The organism is Pseudomonas sp. CLCA07, assembly GCF_053615335.1.
On the sequence record NZ_CM132131.1, the window covers coordinates 4,091,724 to 4,111,832 of the forward strand.

A 20,109-nucleotide genomic window follows, 5' to 3' on the forward strand; every position below is an offset into this window, starting at 1 on the left:
AGGGAGATGTCTTGATGAAACAGCTATACCTCGCCTCTGGCTCGTCGCGTCGGCGTGAACTGCTCACGCAGATCGGCGTGCCATTCTCCGCCATCAGCGCGGACATCGATGAAACCCCATTACCTCAAGAATCCCCGTCGGCTTATGTCGATCGCCTGGCGCGCGGCAAGGCCGAGGCCGGGCACGGAACCGTCGTGTCCGATGCCGATTTTTGCGTGCTGGGAGCTGACACCGCTGTGGTGCTGGACGGCAAAATTCTTGGCAAACCGGTGGACGAAGCCGATGCGTGCGCCATGCTTATGCTGTTGGCCGGTCGTGAACATGAGGTGCTGACCGCCATCGCCGTACTCGACGCAGAGCGCTGCGAGTCTCGGGTTGTGCGCAGTCTGGTGCGGTTTCGCAACATCAGTCGCGAAGAAGCGGCGGCCTATTGGGCCAGTCGTGAGCCTCGCGACAAGGCGGGTGGTTACGGAATTCAGGGACTGGGGGCGGTATTTGTTGCCGGGCTCAACGGCAGTTACTCGGCTGTGGTCGGATTGCCGCTGTGCGAAACCGCAGAACTTCTCAGCCATTTCGGCATACCCTGTTGGCAAACACTTAACGCGCGCTGAGCGTCGTACTGACAAGATGCAGCCATTATCGTGAATACGCCTGAACGAGACCCTGCCATGAGTGAAGAGATTCTGATCAACATCACGCCGATGGAATCGCGCGTGGCGGTGGTCGAAAACGGTGTTCTGCAAGAGGTCCACGTCGAGCGAACGCAAAAGCGCGGGATCGTCGGCAACATCTATAAAGGCAAGGTCGTACGGGTTTTACCAGGCATGCAGGCGGCGTTCGTCGACATCGGTCTGGACCGCGCGGCGTTCATTCACGCCTCGGAAATTTCCCTGCGCGAAGGTCCGGCGGTCGAAAGCATCAGTGCCTTGGTCCATGAAGGCCAGAGCCTGGTGGTCCAGGTCACCAAAGACCCGATCGGCTCCAAAGGCGCACGCCTGACGACTCAGCTGTCGATTCCATCGCGTTATCTGGTGTACATGCCGCGCACCGCTCACGTCGGTATTTCGCTGAAGATAGAAGACGAGGCCGAGCGCGAACGCCTCAAGCAGGTGGTCACCGATTGCGTGGCCAAAGAAGGCATCATAGAGGCTGGCGGCTTCATTTTGCGCACCGCTGCCGAAGGGGCGGGCGCCGATGAGATCCTCATGGACATCCGCTACCTGCGCCGGCTCTGGGATCAGATCAACGAGCAGATCAAAACCATCAGCGCACCGAGTGTGATCTACGAAGACCTCGGCCTGGCGTTGCGGACCTTGCGTGACCTGGTGAGCCCGAAGATCGAGAAGATCCGCATCGACTCCCGGGAAACCTTCCAGAAAACCACACAGTTCGTTGCCGAACTGATGCCGGAAATCGCCGATCGTCTTGAACACTATCCGGGCGAGCGGCCTATTTTCGATTTGTATGGCGTTGAAGACGAAATCCAGAAAGCCCTGGAACGCAAAGTCCCGCTCAAGTCGGGCGGTTACCTGGTGGTCGATCCGGCGGAAGCCATGAGCACCATTGACGTCAACACCGGGGCTTTTGTCGGCCATCGCAATCTTGAAGAAACCATCTTCAAGACCAACCTTGAAGCCGCCACCGCCATTGCCCGACAGCTGCGCCTGCGCAATCTGGGCGGGATCATCATCATCGACTTCATCGACATGGAAGACGAGGAACACCAGCGCCAGGTATTGCGCACGCTCGAGAAGCAACTGGAGCGCGACCACGCTAAAACCAACATCATTGGCATTACCGAGTTGGGCCTGGTGCAGATGACCCGCAAGCGCACCCGCGAAAGTCTTGAACAGGTACTGTGCGAACCGTGCAGCAGCTGCCAGGGGCGAGGCAAACTGAAGACGCCGGAAACGGTCTGCTACGAAATTTTTCGAGAAATCCTCCGCGAGGCGCGCGCCTATCAAGCGGAAGGCTATCGTGTATTGGCGAACCAGAAAGTTGTCGACCGATTGCTCGATGAAGAGTCAGGTAATGTTGCCGAACTGGAAGGATTTATCGGACGCACGATTCGATTCCAGGTGGAAACCATGTATTCCCAGGAACAATACGACGTGGTGTTGCTCTGAATCGCTGTGTTTCATCCTTACTAGAACGGCTGGCCTCAGCTTTTTGCAGCATTTTTGCCATGGGAGCCACCTGACATGGAGCGTCTGACACGCATATTGGTCGCACTGACCCGCTGGGGTCTGGGCCTGTGCGCGTTGGTATTGGTGTTGATGGCGTTGTACGTCAGCCTTGGTCGTGAACTGACGCCTCTGGTGGCCGAATACCGTACAGAAGCCGAAACCAAAGCCAGCGAAGCCTTGGGCATGCCGCTGAAAATCGGCAAGCTGGAAGGTAACTGGAGTGGTTTTGCGCCGATCTTGCTGGCTCATGATGTGACAGTCGGAGAGGGCTCCAATGCCCTGCGCCTGGACCAGGTGCGTGCGGTGCCGGATCTGTTGGAAAGTTTATTGGCTCGTCAGGTGCGCATCGCTCACCTGGAGCTGAACGGCCTGAAGATCAGCCTCAAGGAAGGCGACGACGGGAAGTGGGCGCTGGAAGGTTTACCGGTGCAGAAGGATCAGCCGCTTGATCCTGAACAACTGCTCAACCGCCTGCAGATGGTCCAGCAGTTGTCGGTGATTGACAGTCAGGTGACCTTGCAACCACTGGATTCTCCGCCGCTGACCCTGACCTACGTCGGCCTTAATCTGAAAGTCGGTGCTGCCCGCCAGCGCCTTGATGCCCGGTTGACCCTGCCTGACGGCCAACCAGTGGCCATGAGCCTGCGCACCCATATCCGCGCCAGTGAATGGCGCGATGGTGAAGCCGAGGCTTACCTGAGCCTGCCGCAAAGTGATTGGTCGAAGTGGCTGCCCGAACGCCTTACCCAGCAATGGAATTTTTCCGAGATCAAGGCCGGTGGCGAGCTCTGGATCAATTGGGGCCAAGGCACGCTGCAAAGCGCTGCAATCCGCTTGAACGCACTGCAGCTCAAAGGAGCTTACGCCGAACGCAAGCCGATCCAGATCAACAATCTGGCGCTCACTGGCTTTTTCCAGCGCAACGCCGAAGGCGTCGTGGTGACGCTGGATCCCCTGGCCATGAGCTTCGGCGAGACGCGCTGGGAATCGCATCTGCAACTCAAACAAACTTCAGCGACCGACAAGGTCGAAGAGCTCTGGCACTTGCAAGCCGACCGCCTCGACCTCACCCCGCTTACGCCGCTGCTGAACGCCTTGGGTCCACTGCCCGAAGGTGTTGCCACGGCGGTCGAAAAGCTCAAGGTGACCGGCGGGCTGCGCAATGTGCTGATCGACTTTAGACCCAATGCCACTGACGACAGCAAGTTCAGCTTTGCCGCGAACCTCGACCGGGTAGGTTTTGATGCCTATTACGGCGCTCCGGCGGCGCGAAATGTCAGCGGCAGCATCAGCGGTGACCTCGGCAAGGGCGAGCTGCGCATGGACAGCAAGGACTTTGTCCTGCACCTGACCCCCATTTTCGCCAAGCCATGGCAATACCTTCAGGCCAACGCGACGCTGACCTGGAAGCTCGACAAAGAAGGCTTCACCCTGATCGCGCCGTACCTCAAGGTGCTCGGTGAAGAGGGCAAGATTGCCGGCGACTTCCTGATTCGCCTGCATTTCGATCCCACTCAGGATGACTACATGGATCTGCGGGTCGGAATGGTCGATGGGGATGGCAGTTACACCGCCAAGTACCTGCCGACAATGCTCAGCCCGGCGCTGGACGAATGGCTGCGTACGGCCATTATCAAGGGCGCTGTGGACGAAGGTTTCTTCCAGTATCAGGGGTCGCTGAAACCTGGCGCCGGCGATACCGACCGCAGCATCAGTCTGTTCTTCAAGGTGCACGATGCCGAGCTGGCTTTCCAGCCGGGCTGGCCGCATGTCAGTAAGGTCACAGGTGATGTGTTTGTTGAAGACAGTGGCGTGCGGGTTCTGGCCAGCAAGGGCCAGCTGCTCGACACGCAGGTTCGCGATATTTACGTCGATATTCCCCATGTCCCTGATGGAAAAAACGTCCATCTATTCCTCGACGGTGGATTCGCCGGCGGCTTGCGCGATGGCCTGAAAATTCTTCAGGAAGCGCCGATAGGCACTGCTGCAACCTTCGCCGGTTGGGAAGGTGAGGGCGATCTACAGGGCAAGTTGAAACTGGATATCCCGCTGGCCAAAGGCGAGCAGCCGAAGATAATCGTCGACTTCAAGACCGCCAAGGCACGTCTGAAACTGGCTGAGCCAGTGCTGGAGCTGACTCAACTCAAGGGCGATTTCCGCTTTGATAGCACCAAGGGGTTGAGCGGGCAGCACATCAGCGCACGCGCCTTTGATAAGCCTGTCACTGCGCAGATTTTCGCCGACGGCAATGCGAGTAACCTCAAGACACGCGTCACGGCTTCCGGTCAGGTAGAGGTCAAAAAACTCACTGACTGGTTGCACGTGACCCAGCCGTTGCCGGTTTCCGGGGTGATCCCGTATCAGTTGCAACTGAACCTGGACGGCGCTGACAGTCAGTTGATGGTCAACTCCTGTCTCAAAGGCGCGACAGTCGATCTACCGGCCCCGTTCGGCCTGACGGCCGATGCGTGCCGCGACACGTCGTTTCGCATGACCTTGCAAGGTCCGGAGCGGCGCTACTGGGTCAACTATGGTCAGTTGGCGAACTTTACGTTTGTAGCTCCGAATGACAATTTTGCCGAGGGGCGCGGTGAGCTGTTCCTCGGTGGTGGTGATGCCGTATTGCCCGGTACCAAAGGTCTTCGGGTGCGGGGCGTGCTGTCGGAGCTGGATGTCGGCCCGTGGAAGGATTTGGTCGACAAGTACGCCGGCCAGGTTTCGGGCGACAGTGCCAAACAGTTGCTCAGCAGTGCGGACTTCAAGGTTGGCAAGCTCAGTGCGCTGGGCACTACCCTCGATCAGGCTTCAGTGCAACTGAACCGAAAGCCCGCCAGTTGGGCTCTGCAACTCGACAGTCAGCAGATCAAAGGCACCGTCGGTGTTCCGGATGCGAAAGGCGCACCGATCACGGTCAATTTGCAATACGTGCGCCTGCCCGTAGCGGATCCCAAGGTAGTGACCGATGAGAACGCGCCCGATCCATTGGTCACGGTGGACCCGACCAAAATTCCGGCGCTGGACATCACCATCAACCAGCTGTTCCTGGGGCAGGATCTGGTGGGCGGCTGGTCAATGAAAGTCCGTCCGACCGGGAAGGGTATTGCGCTCAATGCGCTGGACATGGGCCTCAAAGGGATTCTGTTGCAAGGCAGTGGCGGCTGGGAAGGCGTGCCCGGTAACTCCAACAGTTGGTACAAGGGGCGGATCAGCGGCAAGAATCTTGCCGATGTGCTCAAAGCCTGGGGCTTTGCGCCGAGTGTCACCAGTGAAAAATTTCATACAGACGTTGACGGTCGCTGGCCCGGTTCGCCGGCCTGGCTGGCCACCAAGCGTTTCTCCGGCACCCTTGATGCGACGATTACCAAGGGCCAGATTGTTGAGGTCGACGCCAGTGCCCAGGCCCTGAAGGTCTTCGGCCTGCTTAATTTCAACTCCATCGGTCGACGCTTGCGCCTGGACTTTTCCGACTTGTTCGGCAAAGGCCTGAGTTATGACCGGGTCAAAGGTGTGCTGGTCGGGACCAATGGCGTCTACGTCACCCGTGAACCGATCCGGATGACCGGTCCGTCCACTAACCTTGAACTTGATGGCACCTTGAACCTGGTGGGTGACCGGATCGACGCCAAGATGCTGGTGACGTTGCCGGTGACCAATAACTTGCCGATCGCGGCGTTGCTTGTCGGCGCTCCGGCTGTCGGCGGCGCGCTGTTCCTGATCGACAAACTGATCGGTGACCGCATGGCCCGTTTTGCCAGTGTCCAATACACGGTCAAAGGCCCGTGGAAAGATCCGAAAATCACCTTCGACAAGCCTTTTTGACGCTCTTTTTCAAAAGCCATGTCCCGGGCCGATGGAGTAGCATGGCCAAACGCAGGTCGTGTAGCAGCTGGCGAAGCCTGCGTCCGGCTGCGCAGCAGTCGTAAATCCGGATTGCACGGTTTATCTGAAAGACCATGTCGACCGATTTTACGACTGCTGCGCAGCCGGACGCAGACTCCCCCAGCTGCTACAGGCGGACACTTCTCAAGTAAGGAAAGACCATGTCGGTAGCGGTGATTCAAATGGTCAGCCAGAGCGACGTGCTGGCCAACCTGACTCAGGCACGCCGGCTGCTCGAACAGGCGGCGGCCGGCGGTGCGCAACTCGCCGTATTGCCGGAAAACTTCGCCGCGATGGGCCGTCGCGACATCGCCGACATCGGCCGTGCCGAAGCGTTGGGCGACGGCCCGATCCTGCCATGGTTGAAACAGACCGCCTTCGACCTCAAGTTATGGATAGTGGCCGGCACGTTGCCGTTGCCGCCGGTGGATCAACCGACAGCGAAAGTGCATGCCTGCTCGCTGTTGGTGAATGATCATGGCGAGACGGTGGCGCGCTACGACAAGCTGCATTTGTTCGACGTGGACGTGGCGGATAATCGTGGGCGTTACCGCGAGTCCGATGACTATGCTTATGGCAGTGGGGTGGTGGTGGCGGATACACCGGTCGGTCGAGTCGGGCTGACGGTGTGTTATGACCTGCGCTTCCCGGAGCTGTACAGCGAATTACGCGCTGCCGGAGCGGAGCTGATTACCGCGCCGTCGGCGTTTACGGCGGTGACCGGTGCGGCGCATTGGGATGTGCTGATTCGCGCCCGCGCCATCGAGACGCAATGTTATGTGCTGGCGGCCGCTCAGGGTGGGACTCATCCAGGGCCGCGAGAAACCTGGGGGCATGCCGCAATCATCGACCCCTGGGGTCGGGTGCTGGCGCAACAGGATCAAGGCGAGGCCGTGCTGCTGGCCGAACGCGATAGCAGCGAACAGGCGTCCATCAGGGCGCGGATGCCGGTGTCCAGTCACCGGCGCTTTTTCTCGCAGGGCGCTCAGCGACCTGCCTCAGAACGATGAATTTAAGGCGTAAAGCATATGAGCGAGTTGTTGTCCTCAGTCAGTGAACACCTCCTGGCGCCCGGCGGCGTAACGATCGAGAGCCTGCAAGGCGTGCTCGGCGATCTGGCCGGCCCGGGCATCGATGCCGCCGACCTGTATTTCCAGGGGCAGATTTCCGAGTCCTGGGCGCTGGAGGACGGGATCGTCAAGGAAGGCAGCTTCAACCTCGACCAAGGCGTCGGCGTGCGTGCGCAATCGGGTGAAAAAACCGGTTTTGCCTACAGCAATGCCATCACTCTGGAAGCCCTCGGTGCGGCGGCCCGTGCCGCGCGTTCGATCTCCCGCACCGGGCAGAATGGTACGGTGCAGGCGTTCACCACGCAGGACATCGCCCAGCTGTACGGGCCCGATAACCCGCTGGAAGTGATGACCCGCGCCGAAAAAGTCGAACTCCTCAAGCGCATCGATGCAGCCACTCGCGCCCTCGACCCACGTATCCAGCAAGTGACCGTGAGCATGGCCGGTGTCTGGGAACGTATCCTCATCGCGTCCACTGATGGCAGCCTGGCCGCCGATGTACGACCGCTGGTGCGCTTCAATGTGAGCGTGATCGTTGAGCAAAACGGTCGCCGCGAGCGCGGTGGACATGGTGGCGGCGGGCGTACCGATTACCGCTATTTCCTCGGTGACGACCGCGCCATGGGCTACGCCCGTGAAGCGTTGCGTCAGGCACTCGTCAACCTTGAAGCCATTCCGGCACCGGCCGGTACGCTGCCGGTAGTGTTGGGTTCCGGCTGGTCCGGCGTGCTGCTGCACGAAGCGGTCGGCCACGGTCTGGAAGGCGACTTCAACCGCAAGGGCAGCTCTGCCTACAGCGGGCGCATGGGCGAAATGGTTGCGTCCAAACTGTGCACCATCGTTGATGACGGTACGTTGGCAGGCCGTCGCGGCTCCCTGAGCGTCGATGACGAAGGCACCCCGACCGAGTGCACCACGCTGATCGAAAACGGCGTACTCAAAGGCTATATGCAAGACAAGCTCAACGCCCGCCTGATGGGCGTGGCCCGTACCGGCAACGGTCGACGTGAGTCCTACGCACACCTGCCAATGCCACGCATGACCAACACCTACATGCTGGCGGGCGAAAGCGATCCGGCAGAAATCATCGCCTCGGTGAAGCGTGGCATCTACTGCGCCAACCTCGGCGGGGGGCAGGTGGACATCACCAGCGGCAAGTTTGTGTTCTCCACCAGCGAAGCGTATCTGATCGAAGACGGCAAGATTACTGCGCCGGTCAAAGGCGCGACATTGATTGGCAACGGTCCGGAAGCCATGAGCAAGGTGTCGATGGTCGGTAACGATCTGGCGCTGGACAGCGGCGTGGGGACGTGTGGCAAGGATGGGCAGTCGGTGCCTGTGGGTGTCGGCCAGCCAACGCTGAAAATCGATGCGATCACTGTGGGTGGCACAGGCGCATAAGTGGCTTTTGAAACAGTGAAGCTTCGGGTGAGCCGCTTGGCGACTCACCCGAGAAGGGACTTAACGCAGACCGCGTTGAGTCTCGTCCAGTTCACGGATGTACTTGAAGATTTTACGGCTCGATGCCGGTGGCTTGTTGGTCGCCAGTTCGTGCTGGGCCTGACGGATCAGGGAGCGCAATTGCTGACGATCAGCCTCCGGGTAGTCGAGCACGAACTTCTCCAGGACTGCATCGTCGCCCGCGATCAAGCGATCGCGCCAGCGTTCCAGGCCATGGAAACGTTCGTTGTACTGCCGGGTGGAGGCATCGAGTTGATCGAGCAAAGTCAGAATGGCGTCAGTGTCCTGATCGCGCATCAGTTTGCCGATGAACATAAGGTGCCGTTTACGCGCGATATTCGCGGTGTGCTTGGGCGCATCGGCCAAGGCCCGGCGCATAGCGTCGGTCAACGGCAGTTTTGCCAGCAAGTCAGGCTTGAGTGTTGTAAGGCGCTCGCCAAGGTCAACCAGAGCATGAAGCTCGCGTTTAACCTGGGATTTGCTTTTTTCTCCCGTATCGAGGGAGTCGTCGTAAGAATCAACCATGGTGGCCGTCCGCAAAGAAACGCCGCCATGATAACCAGTCGGGGGCCGCTTGTCCGGCCCGGTCGCTCGAAGGCCATACCGAAAGCAGAATTTGAGTGGAGAACAGCATGAGTGCAGTTGAAAGCGTCGGCCCACAAGCGTTGCCGGCACTGCAAGAACAAGTCGAGCAGATCATCGCTGAAGCCAAGCGTCAGGGCGCCAGCGCCTGCGAAGTTGCCGTGTCCCTGGAGCAGGGCCTGTCAACGTCGGTGCGTCAGCGTGAGGTCGAAACCGTCGAATTCAACCGCGATCAGGGCTTTGGCATCACCTTGTACGTCGGCCAGCGAAAAGGTTCGGCCAGTACCTCGGCGAGCGGTCCTGAGGCGATTCGCGAGACCGTCGCTGCGGCGCTGGCCATCGCCAAACACACTTCCGAAGACGAAGCCTCGGGCCTGGCTGATGCCGCGCTGATGGCTCGCGATCTGCAGGATTTCGACCTGTTCCACCAATGGGATATCACGCCGGAGCAAGCCATCGAACAAGCGTTGGCTTGCGAAGCCGCCGCGTTTGCCACCGACAGCCGGATCAAGAACGCTGACGGCACCACGCTCAGCACCCATCAGGGTTGCCGCGTGTACGGCAACAGCCACGGATTTATCGGCGGCTACGCGTCGACGCGCCACAGCTTGAGCTGCGTGATGATCGCCGAGGCCGATGGTCAGATGCAGCGCGATTACTGGTACGACGTAAACCGTCAGGGCAATTTGCTGGCCGACCCGGTGAGCATTGGTCAGCGTGCCGCGCAACGGGCGGCGAGCCGTCTGGGTGCGCGTCCGGTGCCGACCTGCGAAGTGCCGGTGCTGTTTTCCGCTGAGTTGGCCGGTGGTTTGTTTGGCAGCTTCCTCTCGGCCATTTCCGGCGGCAGTCTGTATCGAAAATCATCGTTTCTGGAAGGCACGCTGGGTCAGAAGCTGTTCCCGGAATGGTTGACCATCGACGAGCGTCCGCACTTGATGCGCGCCTTGGGCAGTTCCGCATTCGATGGCGATGGCTTGGCGACTTACGCCAAACCGTTCGTCGAAAAGGGTGAGTTGGTCTCCTACATCCTCGGCACGTACTCCGGGCGCAAGCTCGGCATGCCAAGCACCGCCAACGCCGGCGGCGTGCACAACCTGTTCGTCACCCATGGGGACGAAGATCAGGCCGCGTTGTTGCGCCGTATGGGTCGTGGCTTGTTGGTCACGGAACTGATGGGCCAGGGCCTGAACATGGTTACCGGCGATTACTCCCGAGGTGCGGCGGGTTTCTGGGTCGAGAACGGTGAGATCCAGTTCGCGGTGCAGGAAGTCACCATCGCCGGCAACATGCGTGACATGTTCAAACAGATCGTTGCGGTCGGTAATGACCTGGAGTTGCGCAGCAACATTCGCACGGGGTCGGTGCTGATCGAGCGGATGACAGTGGCGGGTAGCTAACCCTTACCGCTTCAAAAAAAGGCGCGCCACCCAATTGGGTGGCGCGCCTTTTTTATGCGCCTTGCACCGTCCCCTGTGGGGGCGAGTCCATACATAGCAGCTGGCGAAGCCTGACGCAGCCTGCGGCAGCTGCTACAGAGGGCAGTTTTTACTCGCCTTCGTCGAAGAAGTTGTTGATCAACGCCACCAGCGCATCCAGCGCTTCCTGTTCTTGCTCGCCTTCGGTACTCAGGTGGATTGTGGTGCCCTTGCCGGCCGCGAGCATCATCATGGCCATGATGCTTTTACCGTCGACCATCGATTCTGGCGTCCGCCCGGCTCTGATCTGGCATGGATACTGACCCGCCACTCCAACGAATTTTGCAGAAGCGCGAGCATGCAGGCCCAATTTGTTGATGATTTCGATTTCCAGAGCAGGCATCGCGATGTGAATCCTTTAGCTGAGGTCGCGGTGGCGGACCTGGACGTTCTTCAGGGATTGTTGCAGAACCTGGCCCAGACGTTCGGTCAGGTAGACGGAGCGATGATGTCCTCCGGTGCAGCCAATGGCGATGGTGACATAAGCGCGGTTGCTCGCTGCAAAGCGCGGCAGCCACTTGAGCAAATACGATGATATGTCCTGGAACATCTCTTCGACGTCCGGTTGGGCTGCCAGGTACTCGGCCACCGGTTGATCAAGCCCGGACTGAGCGCGCAATTCCGGTTTCCAATAAGGGTTGGGCAAGCAGCGCACGTCGAACACCAGGTCTGCGTCGACCGGCATGCCACGTTTGAATCCAAATGATTCGACCAGGAACGCAGTACCGGCCTCCGGCTGGTTCAACAGGCGCAGCTTGATGGTATCGCGCAGCTGATACAGGTTCAGGTGGGTGGTATTGATTTTGAGATCTGCCAGATCGGCGATCGGCCCCAGCAGATTACTTTCGTCCTCGATTGCCTCGGCCAACGAACGGTTGGCGTTGCTCAGCGGGTGACGACGGCGGGTTTCGGAAAAGCGCTTGAGCAGGGTTTCTACGTCGGCGTCCAGGTACAGCACATCGCACTTGATATGCCGGCTCCGGACTTCATCCAGTAGTTCGGGAAACCGCGAAAGGTGGCTCGGCAAGTTACGCGCATCAATGGACACGGCGACCAGCGGTTGTGCCAGTTCGGTATGAATCAGTGCGCGTTCCGCCAACTCCGGCAGCAGGCCGGCGGGCAGGTTGTCGATGCAGTAGTAGCCATTGTCCTCGAGAACATCGAGGACGGTGCTTTTACCTGAGCCGGAGCGGCCGCTGACGATGATCAAGCGCATGATTACTGACCGTTTTGCTCGTCCAGGACAACCTGATACAAGGCTTCGTTGCTCGGGGCGCTGCGAAGACGATCACGGACTTCCTTGCGATCGAGCATGCTGGCGATCTGGCGGAGCAGTTCCAGGTGCGCATCGGTAGCCGCTTGCGGGACCAGCAGTACAAACAGCAGGTCAACCGGGGCGCCGTCGATGGCGTCGAAATCAATGGGAGCGTCAAGGTGCATCAAGGCGCTGATGGGTGACTCGCAGCCCTTCAGGCGACAGTGGGGGATGGCGATGCCGTTGCCAAAACCGGTCGAGCCGAGTTTTTCACGGGCAATCAATGCCTCGAAGACATCTTGCATCTCCAGATCCGGCACTTCCCGGGCGATCAGGTTGGCAATTTGCTCGAGGGCTTTCTTTTTACTGCCGCCCGGCACGTTCACGAGGGAACGGCCGGGGGTCAGGATGTTTTCAAGTCGGATCATGGGTTGGGAGTGTTAACGACCGGTCGCACCCTGGAGGAGGCTCTGGGTCTTTTCCTTATGCTTTTTGAGTTGTTTATCCAGCTTGTCGGTCAGTGCGTCGATCGCCGCGTACATATCGGTATGTTCCGCGTTTGCGACCACTTCATTGCCGGGAATATGCAGGGTGGCTTCGATTTTCTGCTTCAGCTTCTCGACCGTCATCGTGACCTGCACGTTGGTGATCTTGTCGAAATGCCGCTCTAATCGTTCGAGTTTTTCGCCGATGTAGGTGCGAAGAGGTTCGGTCACTTCCAGTTGGTGTCCACTGATGTTGACTTGCATACAGCTTCTCCTTCGTTGCCAGTGCATAAAGCGGTAGATCAAATGATCTACCACTGGAACGCTGTGGCGTGGCTCTACATCAACCGCTTGCGTTCGCTCGAAGGCGCGATCCCGAGGGACTCGCGGTACTTGGCGACGGTGCGGCGAGCCACCTGAATGCCTTGTGCCTCCAGTAAACCAGCGATCTTGCTGTCACTCAACGGCTTTTTCTGATTTTCCGCGGCAACCAGCTTTTTGATGATCGCGCGGATCGCTGTGGACGAGCATTCACCGCCTTCGGAGGTGCTGACGTGGCTGGAGAAAAAGTATTTCAGCTCATAAATACCCCGTGGGGTATGCATGAATTTTTGCGTGGTCACCCGTGAAATCGTCGACTCGTGCATGCCCACGGCTTCGGCAATGTCATGCAGGACCAGTGGTTTCATGGCTTCGTCGCCGTATTCCAGGAAGCCGCGCTGATGCTCGACGATCTGGGTGGCGACTTTCATCAGTGTTTCGTTACGGCTTTGCAGGCTCTTGATGAACCAGCGGGCCTCTTGCAACTGATTGCGCATGAAGGTGTTGTCGGCGCTGGTGTCGGCGCGACGGACAAATCCGGCGTATTGGGCGTTGACCCGCAGTCGTGGCACTGATTCCTGATTCAGTTCCACCAGCCAGCGTTCGTTGTCCTTGCGCACGATAACGTCGGGAACGACGTATTCGGCTTCGCTGGATTCGATCTGCGAGCCGGGGCGCGGGTTGAGGCTCTGGACCAGTTCGATGACCTGGCGCAGTTCGTCTTCCTTGAGCTTCATCCGGCGCATCAGCTGGGAGTAGTCGCGGCTGCCGAGCAGATCGATGTAGTCGCTGACCAGGCGCTTGGCTTCGGCGAGCCAAGGCGTATTGGCTGGCAATTGGCGCAATTGCAGCAGCAGGCATTCGCCCAGGTTACGAGCGCCGATACCGGCCGGCTCGAATTGCTGGATGCGGTGCAGGACGGCTTCGATTTCGTCCAGTTCGATGTCCAGTTCCGGATCGAAGGCTTCGAGGATTTCCTCGAGAGTTTCATCCAGATAGCCCTGATTGTTGATGCAGTCGATCAGAGTCACGGCGATCAGGCGATCGGTGTCGGACATCGGTGCCAGGTTCAGTTGCCACAACAGGTGGCTTTGCAGGCTCTCGCCGGCCGATGTGCGAGTAGTGAAATCCCATTCGTCGTCATCGTTGCTCGGCAGGCTGCTGGCGCTGGTCTGGTAAACGTCTTCCCATGCGGTATCGACCGGCAGTTCATTGGGAATGCGCTCGTTCCAGTCGCCTTCCTCGAGGTTGTCCACCGTGGGGGCGGTTTCCTGGTAGGAGGGTTCCTGAATGTCGGCGTTGGGTTGCTGCTCGGCTTTGTCGGCCAAGGGGTCGACGTTGTCGAAGTCGTCGCCCTCTTCCTGGCGTTCGAGCATCGGATTGGACTCCAGGGCCTCCTGGATTTCCTGTTGCAGGTCCAGGGTCGACAATTGGAGCAGGCGGATGGCCTGTTGCAGCTGCGGTGTCATCGTCAGCTGCTGGCCCATTCTCAAGACTAGCGATGGTTTCATGGCAGGGGCTTAACACCTTATTTCGCCGGCGCACATGCGCCATCCACTACAGGGCGCCGGAGCGCCAAACATAAGCAAATTATATGCCTGAAACTGAAGTGTTTGCCTAGAGCGCTGTAACAATAAAAACCTGTTGATTTTTACTGTGATAAGCGCTCAGTCGACTAGCCAGACACCTCAACGCTTACAGGCGGAACTCATGGCCCAGATAGACTTCTTTAACCAGGTCGTTGGCCAGGATAGTGGCGGCATCGCCTTCGGCGATCAGCTGGCCATCGTTGACGATGTAGGCGGTTTCGCAGATATCCAGGGTTTCACGGACGTTGTGGTCAGTGATCAGCACGCCAATGCCCTTGGCCTTGAGATGGTAGATGATCTGTTTGATGTCGCCGACCGAAATCGGGTCCACGCCGGCGAAGGGTTCGTCGAGCAGGATGAATTTCGGGTTGGTAGCCAATGCTCGGGCGATTTCCACGCGGCGGCGTTCACCGCCCGACAGGCTCATGCCGAGGTTGTCGCGGATGTGGCTGATGTGGAATTCCTGCAGCAGGCTTTCCAGCTCTTTGCGACGTCCGGCCTTGTCGAGTTCCTTGCGCGTCTCGAGGATCGCCATGATGTTGTCGGCGACCGAGAGTTTGCGGAAGATCGACGCTTCTTGCGGCAGATAGCCGATACCGGCCTTTGCACGACCGTGCATTGGCTGGTGGCTGACGTCCAGATCGTCGATCAGCACACGGCCCTGATCGGCCTGCACCAGGCCGACAATCATGTAGAAGCAGGTGGTCTTGCCGGCGCCGTTGGGACCCAGCAGGCCGACGATTTGACCGCTGTCAATCGACAGGCTGACGTCACGCACGACCTGGCGGCTCTTGTAGCTCTTGGCCAGATGCTGAGCTTTCAGAGTTGCCATTACGGGGCCTTTTGCTCGTCGGTTTTCTTCTTCGGCTGGATCACCATGTCGATACGCGGACGCGACTCGGTCACCTTGCTGCCGGTAGCGCGACCGGCGCTGGCAAGCTTTTTCTCGGTGTCGTAGACGATTTTCTCGCCTTGGGTGATGTTGTTGTCCTTGTCGATAACCTTGGCCTTGTCGATCAGTACTACGCGATTTTGCGTGGCGTGGTACTGGATGGTCACACCCCAGCCCTGGACAGGCTTGGGGTCGCCTTCAGTTTGCAGTTGCTCGAAGTAGGCCAGATTGCCCACCGAGGTCACCACGTCAATGTCGCCAGTCGGGGTGCGGGTCATGGTCACTTTATTGCCGGTAACCTTCATCGAGCCCTGGGTGATGATCACGTCGCCCGTATAAGTAGCAACGCCGTTCTTGTCGTCCAGCTGGGCGTCGTCGGCTTGTATGCGGATAGGCTGCGCTTGATCGTTCGGCAGAGCCCAGGCGCTCACGCTTCCCAGTGCTGCGCCCAGACTGAGCAAAATAGGGAGGGTTTTAACGAGCCTCATACTGTCCTCTTACGTTAGATAGCAGGTGTATCCTGCTTTCTTTCAAGTACGCTTTCATTCCGATGCCTGTCGATACACCGCCAGCGCCGTCGATACTAACGGGTTGATCGGTCTGCGCATATTGCTGCTGCGGGAACACAGTCATACGGGTGGTGGTAATCAGGGTCCTGCGGTTTTTTTCGTCGAAACGGGTGATGCGTACCGAATCGATCAGCTCGACCTGGGTGCCGTCCGGGTTGACTTCCCCGTGTTCACTCTGGACGTGCCAGGGGAACTCGGTGCCGCGAAACATGTTCAGGTCCGGATTGGTCAGCAGTGTGACCTCGGACGCTTTCAGGTGTTCGACCTTGTCGGACGTCATTTCGTACTGCAATTTGCCGTCCGGCAGGAACTGCACGCTGTGGGCGTTGGTCGCGTAATAGTCGATCGCGCTTTCATCGACCTTGACCACAGGTTTGTCGAGGAAGCGTTCCGGGCTGATGTTCCAGTAGCCGACCGCAGCGAACAGCGCGGCGATGCAGCTGAATAGCAGGATGTTACGAAACTTTTTGCTCAGCATAGTCGGCTCACAGGTACGCAGCGTTGGCCGCATCGAGGCGGCCCTGGGCGCGCAGGATCAATTCGCAGAATTCGCGAGCGGCACCCTCGCCACCCCGGGCAACGGTAATGCCATGGGCGTTTTCACGGACGAAACTGGCGGCGTTGGCTACCGCCATGCCCAGGCCGACGCGGCGAATCACCGGCAGGTCCGGCAAGTCGTCACCGAGATAGGCAACTTGTTCATAGCTTAGGTTGAGTTGAGCCAGAAGCTCGTCCAGCACCACCAGTTTGTCTTCGCGCCCCTGATAAAGGTGGGGGATGCCGAGGTTTTTCGCTCGCCGTTCGACCACCGGGGTTTTGCGGCCGCTGATGATAGCGGTCTGCACGCCCGCTGCCATCAGCATCTTGATGCCTTGGCCGTCGAGCGTATTGAACGTCTTGAATTCACTGCCATCTTCGAGAAAGTACAGGCGCCCGTCGGTCAGCACGCCATCGACGTCGAACACCGCGAGTTTGATCTGTTGGCCGCGTTGCAGCAGGTCCGTGTTCATTACATTACTCCCGCACGCAGCAAGTCGTGCATGTTCAGGGCGCCGACCGGACGGTCTTCGCTGTCGACCACGACCAGCGCGTTGATTTTGTGATCTTCCATGATTTTCAGGGCCTCGGCGGCGAGCATTTCGGCGCGGGCGGTCTTGCCATGAGCGGTCATGACCTGTTCGATGGTGGCGCTGTGGATGTCGATGCTGCGATCCAGTGTGCGACGCAAGTCACCGTCGGTGAAGATCCCGGCCAGTTTGCCATCAGCTTCCAGAATGACGGTCATGCCCAAGCCCTTGCGGGTCATTTCCATCAATGCGTCTTTAAGCAGGGTACCGCGCTGAACCTGTGGCAAATCTTGACCGGCGTGCATGACATTCTCCACTTTCAACAGCAGGCGTCGGCCAAGCGCGCCACCGGGGTGGGAAAAGGCGAAGTCTTCAGCGGTAAAGCCACGAGCTTCCAGCAGCGCGACGGCCAGGGCATCGCCCATCACCAAGGCAGCCGTGGTGGAGGAGGTGGGTGCCAGGTTCAGCGGGCAGGCCTCGTGTTCGACGTGAACATTGAGGTTGACCTCGGCGGCCTTGGCCAGCGGGGAATCGGGGTTGCCGGTCACGCTGATCAATTGAATGCCCAGGCGCTTGATCAGGGGCAGCAAGGTCAGGATTTCATTGGTGGAGCCGGAGTTCGACAGGGCCAGGATGATGTCATCCCGCGTGATCATGCCCATGTCGCCGTGGCTGGCTTCGGCGGGGTGGACGAAAAAAGCCGTGGTGCCGGTGCTGGCCAGGGTCGCGGCGATCTTGTTGCCGATGTGTCCTGATTTACCCATGCCGACCACAACCACGCGGCCTTTGCTGGCCAGAATCATCTCGCAAGCGCGTACGAAATCTGCGTCGATGTGGGGCAGCAAGCCTTCTACGGCTTCCAGTTCGAGGCGGATGGTGCGTTGTGCTGATTGAATCAGGTCACTGGATTGGCTCATGTCGGAAATCGTATAGCCTGATGAAAGGCGGCGATTATAGCGGTAATGATCAAAACCCTCACGCAAGTTCGTTGCGCTTTGTCATTCCCGATAATGCAATCCCCTCTAAACAAGGCTTTTTGCCGATGATGTTACTGAAGATGGGCTGGCTTTGGCCTTGGGCGCCGGGCCTTTGCAGTGATATAGTTCGCGGCCAGTTCGGCCTGCCCGGGGAGGTATGTGCTTTCGTCAGAGAGTCGGGCGTCCGAGTGAGAGGCTGCATCGCAAGGAGTTTAGATGAGTGCCGATAACGCCTACGCGGTCGAGCTGAAGGGACTGTCCTTCAAGCGCGGTACGCGCAGCATTTTCAATAACGTCGATATCCGTATCCCGCGTGGCAAGGTCACCGGCATCATGGGACCGTCCGGGTGTGGCAAAACCACGCTGTTACGATTGATGGGCGCACAATTGCGTCCAACAAAGGGCGAAGTCTGGGTCAACGGCCAGAACCTGCCGAAATTGTCGCGCAGTGATCTGTTCGATGCGCGCAAGCACATGGGAGTGCTGTTCCAGAGCGGCGCCCTGTTTACCGACCTTGACGTGTTCGAGAACGTCGCCTTCCCGCTGCGTGTTCATACCGAGCTGCCGGAAGAAATGATCCGTGACATCGTCCTGCTTAAATTGCAGGCCGTGGGCTTGCGTGGTGCTATCGACCTGATGCCTGACGAATTGTCCGGCGGCATGAAGCGTCGTGTTGCGCTGGCCCGGGCGATTGCCCTCGACCCGCAGATCCTCATGTACGACGAGCCCTTTGTCGGCCAGGACCCCATCGCCATGGGCGTGCTGGTGCGCCTGATCCGCCTGCTCAACGATGCGCTGGGCATCACCAGTATCGTGGTCTCCCACGATCTGGCCGAAACCGCGAGCATCGCCGACTACATCTATGTCGTCGGCGAAGGCCAGGTATTGGGGCAGGGGACTCCCGAGGAATTGATGAACTCGCAGGAGCCTCGGATCCGTCAATTCATGACCGGCGAACCCGACGGTCCGGTCGCATACCACTTTCCAGCGACGGATTACCGCGCAGATCTTCTGGGGAAGCGTTGATGCGCAAGATTTCATTAATAGAACGCGTGCGCCGGTTTGGCCACGCCGGCATCGATGTGCTGGCGGTGTTCGGTCGTTCGACGATATTCCTGTTTCATGCCTTGCTCGGTCGCGGTGGCATCGGTGGCGGTTTTGGCCTGCTGATCAAGCAACTGCATTCAGTGGGCGTGATGTCCCTGGTGATCATTGTGGTCTCCGGGGTGTTCATCGGGATGGTGCTGGCGCTGCAAGGCTTCAACATTCTGTCGAGCTACGGCTCGGAGCAGGCGGTCGGGCAGATGGTGGCGCTCACGCTGCTACGTGAATTGGGTCCCGTTGTGACGGCGTTGTTGTTCGCCGGGCGTGCCGGTTCGGCGCTGACGGCCGAAATCGGCAACATGAAATCCACCGAACAGTTGTCCAGTCTGGAAATGATTGGTGTCGATCCGCTCAAATACATTGTTGCCCCGCGCCTGTGGGCCGGCTTCATTTCCCTGCCGGTGCTGGCGATGATCTTCAGCGTGGTAGGTATCTGGGGTGGCTCGTGGGTGGCAGTCGACTGGCTGGGTGTGTATGAAGGCTCCTACTGGTCGAACATGCAAAACAGCGTGACGTTCACTGACGATGTGCTCAATGGCATCATCAAAAGCATCGTCTTCGCGTTCGTCGTGACCTGGATCGCCGTATTCCAAGGCTATGACTGTGAGCCCACTTCCGAGGGGATCAGTCGTGCCACTACCAAGACCGTGGTGTATGCCTCATTGGCTGTACTCGGCCTGGACTTTATTCTGACCGCTTTGATGTTTGGAGATTTCTGATGCAAAACCGCACCCTGGAAATCGGTGTCGGCCTTTTCTTGCTGGCTGGCATCCTGGCTTTGCTGTTGCTGGCGTTGCGGGTCAGTGGACTGTCCCCGAGCCCGAGCACCGACACCTATAAACTTTATGCCTACTTCGACAATATCGCCGGTTTGACTGTCAGAGCCAAAGTGACAATGGCCGGTGTGACCATCGGCAAGGTCACAGCGATCGATCTGGACCGCGACAGCTTCACCGGTCGGGTGACCATGCAACTGGAAAAGCGCGTAGATAATCTGCCGACTGACTCCACTGCATCTATTCTGACCGCTGGCCTGTTGGGCGAGAAGTACATCGGTCTCAGCGTGGGCGGCGAAGAAGCCTTGCTCAAGGATGGTGGAACCATCCATGACACGCAGTCATCGCTGGTGCTCGAAGACCTGATCGGTAAATTCCTGCTCAATACCGTTAGCAAAGAAGCTAAATGAGGAACTGTTAA

At 58.9% G+C, this 20,109-nt stretch carries 20 protein-coding genes; 9 read left to right on the forward strand and 11 right to left on the reverse strand.

The genetic code is table 11. The annotated features are described in order from the left end of the window. The first annotated feature begins 14 nt into the window (after nt 1-14). The 5 genes from ACWGZX_RS18730 (at nt 15) to tldD (ending at nt 8,536) form a co-directional block, all read left to right on the forward strand. A complete protein-coding gene (locus ACWGZX_RS18730; protein WP_452624950.1) occupies nt 15-611 on the forward strand; it encodes a Maf family protein in 597 nt (198 codons plus the stop codon). Nucleotides 612-668: 57 nt separating this feature from the next. After that, nucleotides 669-2,126 (forward strand): ribonuclease G, encoded by a 1,458-nt coding sequence (gene rng / locus ACWGZX_RS18735; protein ID WP_223516498.1) that lies wholly within the window; start codon nt 669-671, stop codon nt 2,124-2,126. 75 nt (nt 2,127-2,201) lie between these two features. Further along, a complete protein-coding gene (locus ACWGZX_RS18740; protein WP_452624951.1) occupies nt 2,202-6,005 on the forward strand; it encodes a YhdP family protein in 3,804 nt (1,267 codons plus the stop codon). Between the two features lie 221 nt (nt 6,006-6,226). Further along, nucleotides 6,227-7,075, forward strand: coding sequence for a carbon-nitrogen hydrolase family protein (locus ACWGZX_RS18745; RefSeq protein WP_452624952.1), 849 nt, complete (start codon nt 6,227-6,229; stop codon nt 7,073-7,075). 18 nt (nt 7,076-7,093) lie between these two features. Next, nucleotides 7,094-8,536: a metalloprotease TldD gene (gene tldD, locus ACWGZX_RS18750; RefSeq protein ID WP_452624953.1), complete on the forward strand. Its 1,443-nt coding sequence runs from the start codon at nt 7,094-7,096 to the stop codon at nt 8,534-8,536. A 60-nt stretch (nt 8,537-8,596) separates the two neighbouring features. On the opposite strand, the gene yjgA is transcribed toward tldD, so the two are convergent. After that, on the reverse strand, nt 8,597-9,121 hold the full coding sequence (yjgA, locus tag ACWGZX_RS18755) for a ribosome biogenesis factor YjgA (protein ID WP_007901505.1): 525 nt from the start codon (nt 9,119-9,121) through the stop codon (nt 8,597-8,599). A gap of 107 nt (nt 9,122-9,228) precedes the next feature. Here yjgA and pmbA point away from each other — a divergent pair, with 107 nt between their 5' ends. Then, the gene (pmbA, locus tag ACWGZX_RS18760) at nt 9,229-10,575 is read left to right on the forward strand and encodes a metalloprotease PmbA (RefSeq protein WP_027924526.1); all 1,347 of its coding nucleotides are present in this window, start codon (nt 9,229-9,231) and stop codon (nt 10,573-10,575) included. A 148-nt stretch (nt 10,576-10,723) separates the two neighbouring features. Here the strand turns inward: pmbA and ACWGZX_RS18765 are convergent, their stop codons facing one another. The 10 genes from ACWGZX_RS18765 to ACWGZX_RS18810 form a co-directional block, all read right to left on the reverse strand. Further along, nucleotides 10,724-10,996, reverse strand: coding sequence for an HPr family phosphocarrier protein (locus ACWGZX_RS18765; protein WP_452624954.1), 273 nt, complete (start codon nt 10,994-10,996; stop codon nt 10,724-10,726). Nucleotides 10,997-11,011: 15 nt separating this feature from the next. Further along, entirely contained in the window at nt 11,012-11,869 is an 858-nt protein-coding gene (gene rapZ, locus ACWGZX_RS18770; protein WP_223516503.1) for an RNase adapter RapZ, read from the reverse strand. A gap of 2 nt (nt 11,870-11,871) precedes the next feature. Next, nucleotides 11,872-12,336, reverse strand: a complete 465-nt coding sequence (gene ptsN, locus ACWGZX_RS18775) for a PTS IIA-like nitrogen regulatory protein PtsN (protein WP_223516504.1) — start codon at nt 12,334-12,336, stop codon at nt 11,872-11,874. 12 nt (nt 12,337-12,348) lie between these two features. Continuing rightward, on the reverse strand, nt 12,349-12,657 hold the full coding sequence (hpf, locus tag ACWGZX_RS18780; RefSeq protein WP_007941242.1) for a ribosome hibernation-promoting factor, HPF/YfiA family: 309 nt from the start codon (nt 12,655-12,657) through the stop codon (nt 12,349-12,351). A gap of 74 nt (nt 12,658-12,731) precedes the next feature. After that, nucleotides 12,732-14,225 (reverse strand): RNA polymerase factor sigma-54, encoded by a 1,494-nt coding sequence (locus ACWGZX_RS18785; RefSeq protein ID WP_452624955.1) that lies wholly within the window; start codon nt 14,223-14,225, stop codon nt 12,732-12,734. Between the two features lie 184 nt (nt 14,226-14,409). Next, nucleotides 14,410-15,135 (reverse strand): LPS export ABC transporter ATP-binding protein, encoded by a 726-nt coding sequence (gene lptB, locus ACWGZX_RS18790; protein WP_007942755.1) that lies wholly within the window; start codon nt 15,133-15,135, stop codon nt 14,410-14,412. After that, nucleotides 15,135-15,683, reverse strand: coding sequence for a lipopolysaccharide transport periplasmic protein LptA (gene lptA / locus ACWGZX_RS18795; RefSeq protein ID WP_452624956.1), 549 nt, complete (start codon nt 15,681-15,683; stop codon nt 15,135-15,137). Before lptA ends, lptB begins: the two co-directional genes overlap by 1 nt. Continuing rightward, nucleotides 15,670-16,242 (reverse strand): LPS export ABC transporter periplasmic protein LptC, encoded by a 573-nt coding sequence (gene lptC / locus ACWGZX_RS18800; protein ID WP_452624957.1) that lies wholly within the window; start codon nt 16,240-16,242, stop codon nt 15,670-15,672. Before lptC ends, lptA begins: the two co-directional genes overlap by 14 nt. Before the next feature lie 7 nt (nt 16,243-16,249). Next, nucleotides 16,250-16,774 (reverse strand): KdsC family phosphatase, encoded by a 525-nt coding sequence (locus ACWGZX_RS18805; protein ID WP_452624958.1) that lies wholly within the window; start codon nt 16,772-16,774, stop codon nt 16,250-16,252. Continuing rightward, entirely contained in the window at nt 16,774-17,748 is a 975-nt protein-coding gene (locus tag ACWGZX_RS18810; RefSeq protein ID WP_452624959.1) for a KpsF/GutQ family sugar-phosphate isomerase, read from the reverse strand. Before ACWGZX_RS18810 ends, ACWGZX_RS18805 begins: the two co-directional genes overlap by 1 nt. Nucleotides 17,749-18,024: 276 nt before the next feature. On the opposite strand from ACWGZX_RS18810, the gene ACWGZX_RS18815 reads away from it, so the two are divergent. Genes ACWGZX_RS18815 through mlaD form a run of 3 tightly spaced genes read left to right on the forward strand, consistent with a single transcriptional unit; the run spans nt 18,025 to nt 20,098 of the window. Then, nucleotides 18,025-18,834 (forward strand): ATP-binding cassette domain-containing protein, encoded by an 810-nt coding sequence (locus tag ACWGZX_RS18815; RefSeq protein WP_007942749.1) that lies wholly within the window; start codon nt 18,025-18,027, stop codon nt 18,832-18,834. Continuing rightward, nucleotides 18,834-19,631 (forward strand): lipid asymmetry maintenance ABC transporter permease subunit MlaE, encoded by a 798-nt coding sequence (mlaE, locus tag ACWGZX_RS18820; RefSeq protein ID WP_007942748.1) that lies wholly within the window; start codon nt 18,834-18,836, stop codon nt 19,629-19,631. The genes ACWGZX_RS18815 and mlaE overlap by 1 nt, the downstream gene beginning before the upstream one ends. Then, nucleotides 19,631-20,098, forward strand: a complete 468-nt coding sequence (gene mlaD / locus ACWGZX_RS18825; RefSeq protein WP_452624960.1) for an outer membrane lipid asymmetry maintenance protein MlaD — start codon at nt 19,631-19,633, stop codon at nt 20,096-20,098. Before mlaE ends, mlaD begins: the two co-directional genes overlap by 1 nt. The last annotated feature ends 11 nt before the right edge of the window (nt 20,099-20,109 follow it).

Bases quoted from the DNA above. Each gene is read 5' to 3' on its own strand.
- ACWGZX_RS18730 (WP_452624950.1), top strand. From the start codon at position 15: ATGAAACAGCTATACCTCGCCTCTGGCTCGTCGCGTCGGCGTGAACTG.
- rng (WP_223516498.1), top strand. From the start codon at position 669: ATGAGTGAAGAGATTCTGATCAACATCACGCCGATGGAATCGCGCGTG.
- ACWGZX_RS18740 (WP_452624951.1), top strand. From the start codon at position 2,202: ATGGAGCGTCTGACACGCATATTGGTCGCACTGACCCGCTGGGGTCTG.
- ACWGZX_RS18745 (WP_452624952.1), top strand. From the start codon at position 6,227: ATGTCGGTAGCGGTGATTCAAATGGTCAGCCAGAGCGACGTGCTGGCC.
- tldD (WP_452624953.1), top strand. From the start codon at position 7,094: ATGAGCGAGTTGTTGTCCTCAGTCAGTGAACACCTCCTGGCGCCCGGC.
- yjgA (WP_007901505.1), bottom strand. From the start codon at position 9,121: ATGGTTGATTCTTACGACGACTCCCTCGATACGGGAGAAAAAAGCAAA.
- pmbA (WP_027924526.1), top strand. From the start codon at position 9,229: ATGAGTGCAGTTGAAAGCGTCGGCCCACAAGCGTTGCCGGCACTGCAA.
- ACWGZX_RS18765 (WP_452624954.1), bottom strand. From the start codon at position 10,996: ATGCCTGCTCTGGAAATCGAAATCATCAACAAATTGGGCCTGCATGCT.
- rapZ (WP_223516503.1), bottom strand. From the start codon at position 11,869: ATGCGCTTGATCATCGTCAGCGGCCGCTCCGGCTCAGGTAAAAGCACC.
- ptsN (WP_223516504.1), bottom strand. From the start codon at position 12,336: ATGATCCGACTTGAAAACATCCTGACCCCCGGCCGTTCCCTCGTGAAC.
- hpf (WP_007941242.1), bottom strand. From the start codon at position 12,657: ATGCAAGTCAACATCAGTGGACACCAACTGGAAGTGACCGAACCTCTT.
- ACWGZX_RS18785 (WP_452624955.1), bottom strand. From the start codon at position 14,225: ATGAAACCATCGCTAGTCTTGAGAATGGGCCAGCAGCTGACGATGACA.
- lptB (WP_007942755.1), bottom strand. From the start codon at position 15,135: ATGGCAACTCTGAAAGCTCAGCATCTGGCCAAGAGCTACAAGAGCCGC.
- lptA (WP_452624956.1), bottom strand. From the start codon at position 15,683: ATGAGGCTCGTTAAAACCCTCCCTATTTTGCTCAGTCTGGGCGCAGCA.
- lptC (WP_452624957.1), bottom strand. From the start codon at position 16,242: ATGCTGAGCAAAAAGTTTCGTAACATCCTGCTATTCAGCTGCATCGCC.
- ACWGZX_RS18805 (WP_452624958.1), bottom strand. From the start codon at position 16,774: ATGAACACGGACCTGCTGCAACGCGGCCAACAGATCAAACTCGCGGTG.
- ACWGZX_RS18810 (WP_452624959.1), bottom strand. From the start codon at position 17,748: ATGAGCCAATCCAGTGACCTGATTCAATCAGCACAACGCACCATCCGC.
- ACWGZX_RS18815 (WP_007942749.1), top strand. From the start codon at position 18,025: ATGAGTGCCGATAACGCCTACGCGGTCGAGCTGAAGGGACTGTCCTTC.
- mlaE (WP_007942748.1), top strand. From the start codon at position 18,834: ATGCGCAAGATTTCATTAATAGAACGCGTGCGCCGGTTTGGCCACGCC.
- mlaD (WP_452624960.1), top strand. From the start codon at position 19,631: ATGCAAAACCGCACCCTGGAAATCGGTGTCGGCCTTTTCTTGCTGGCT.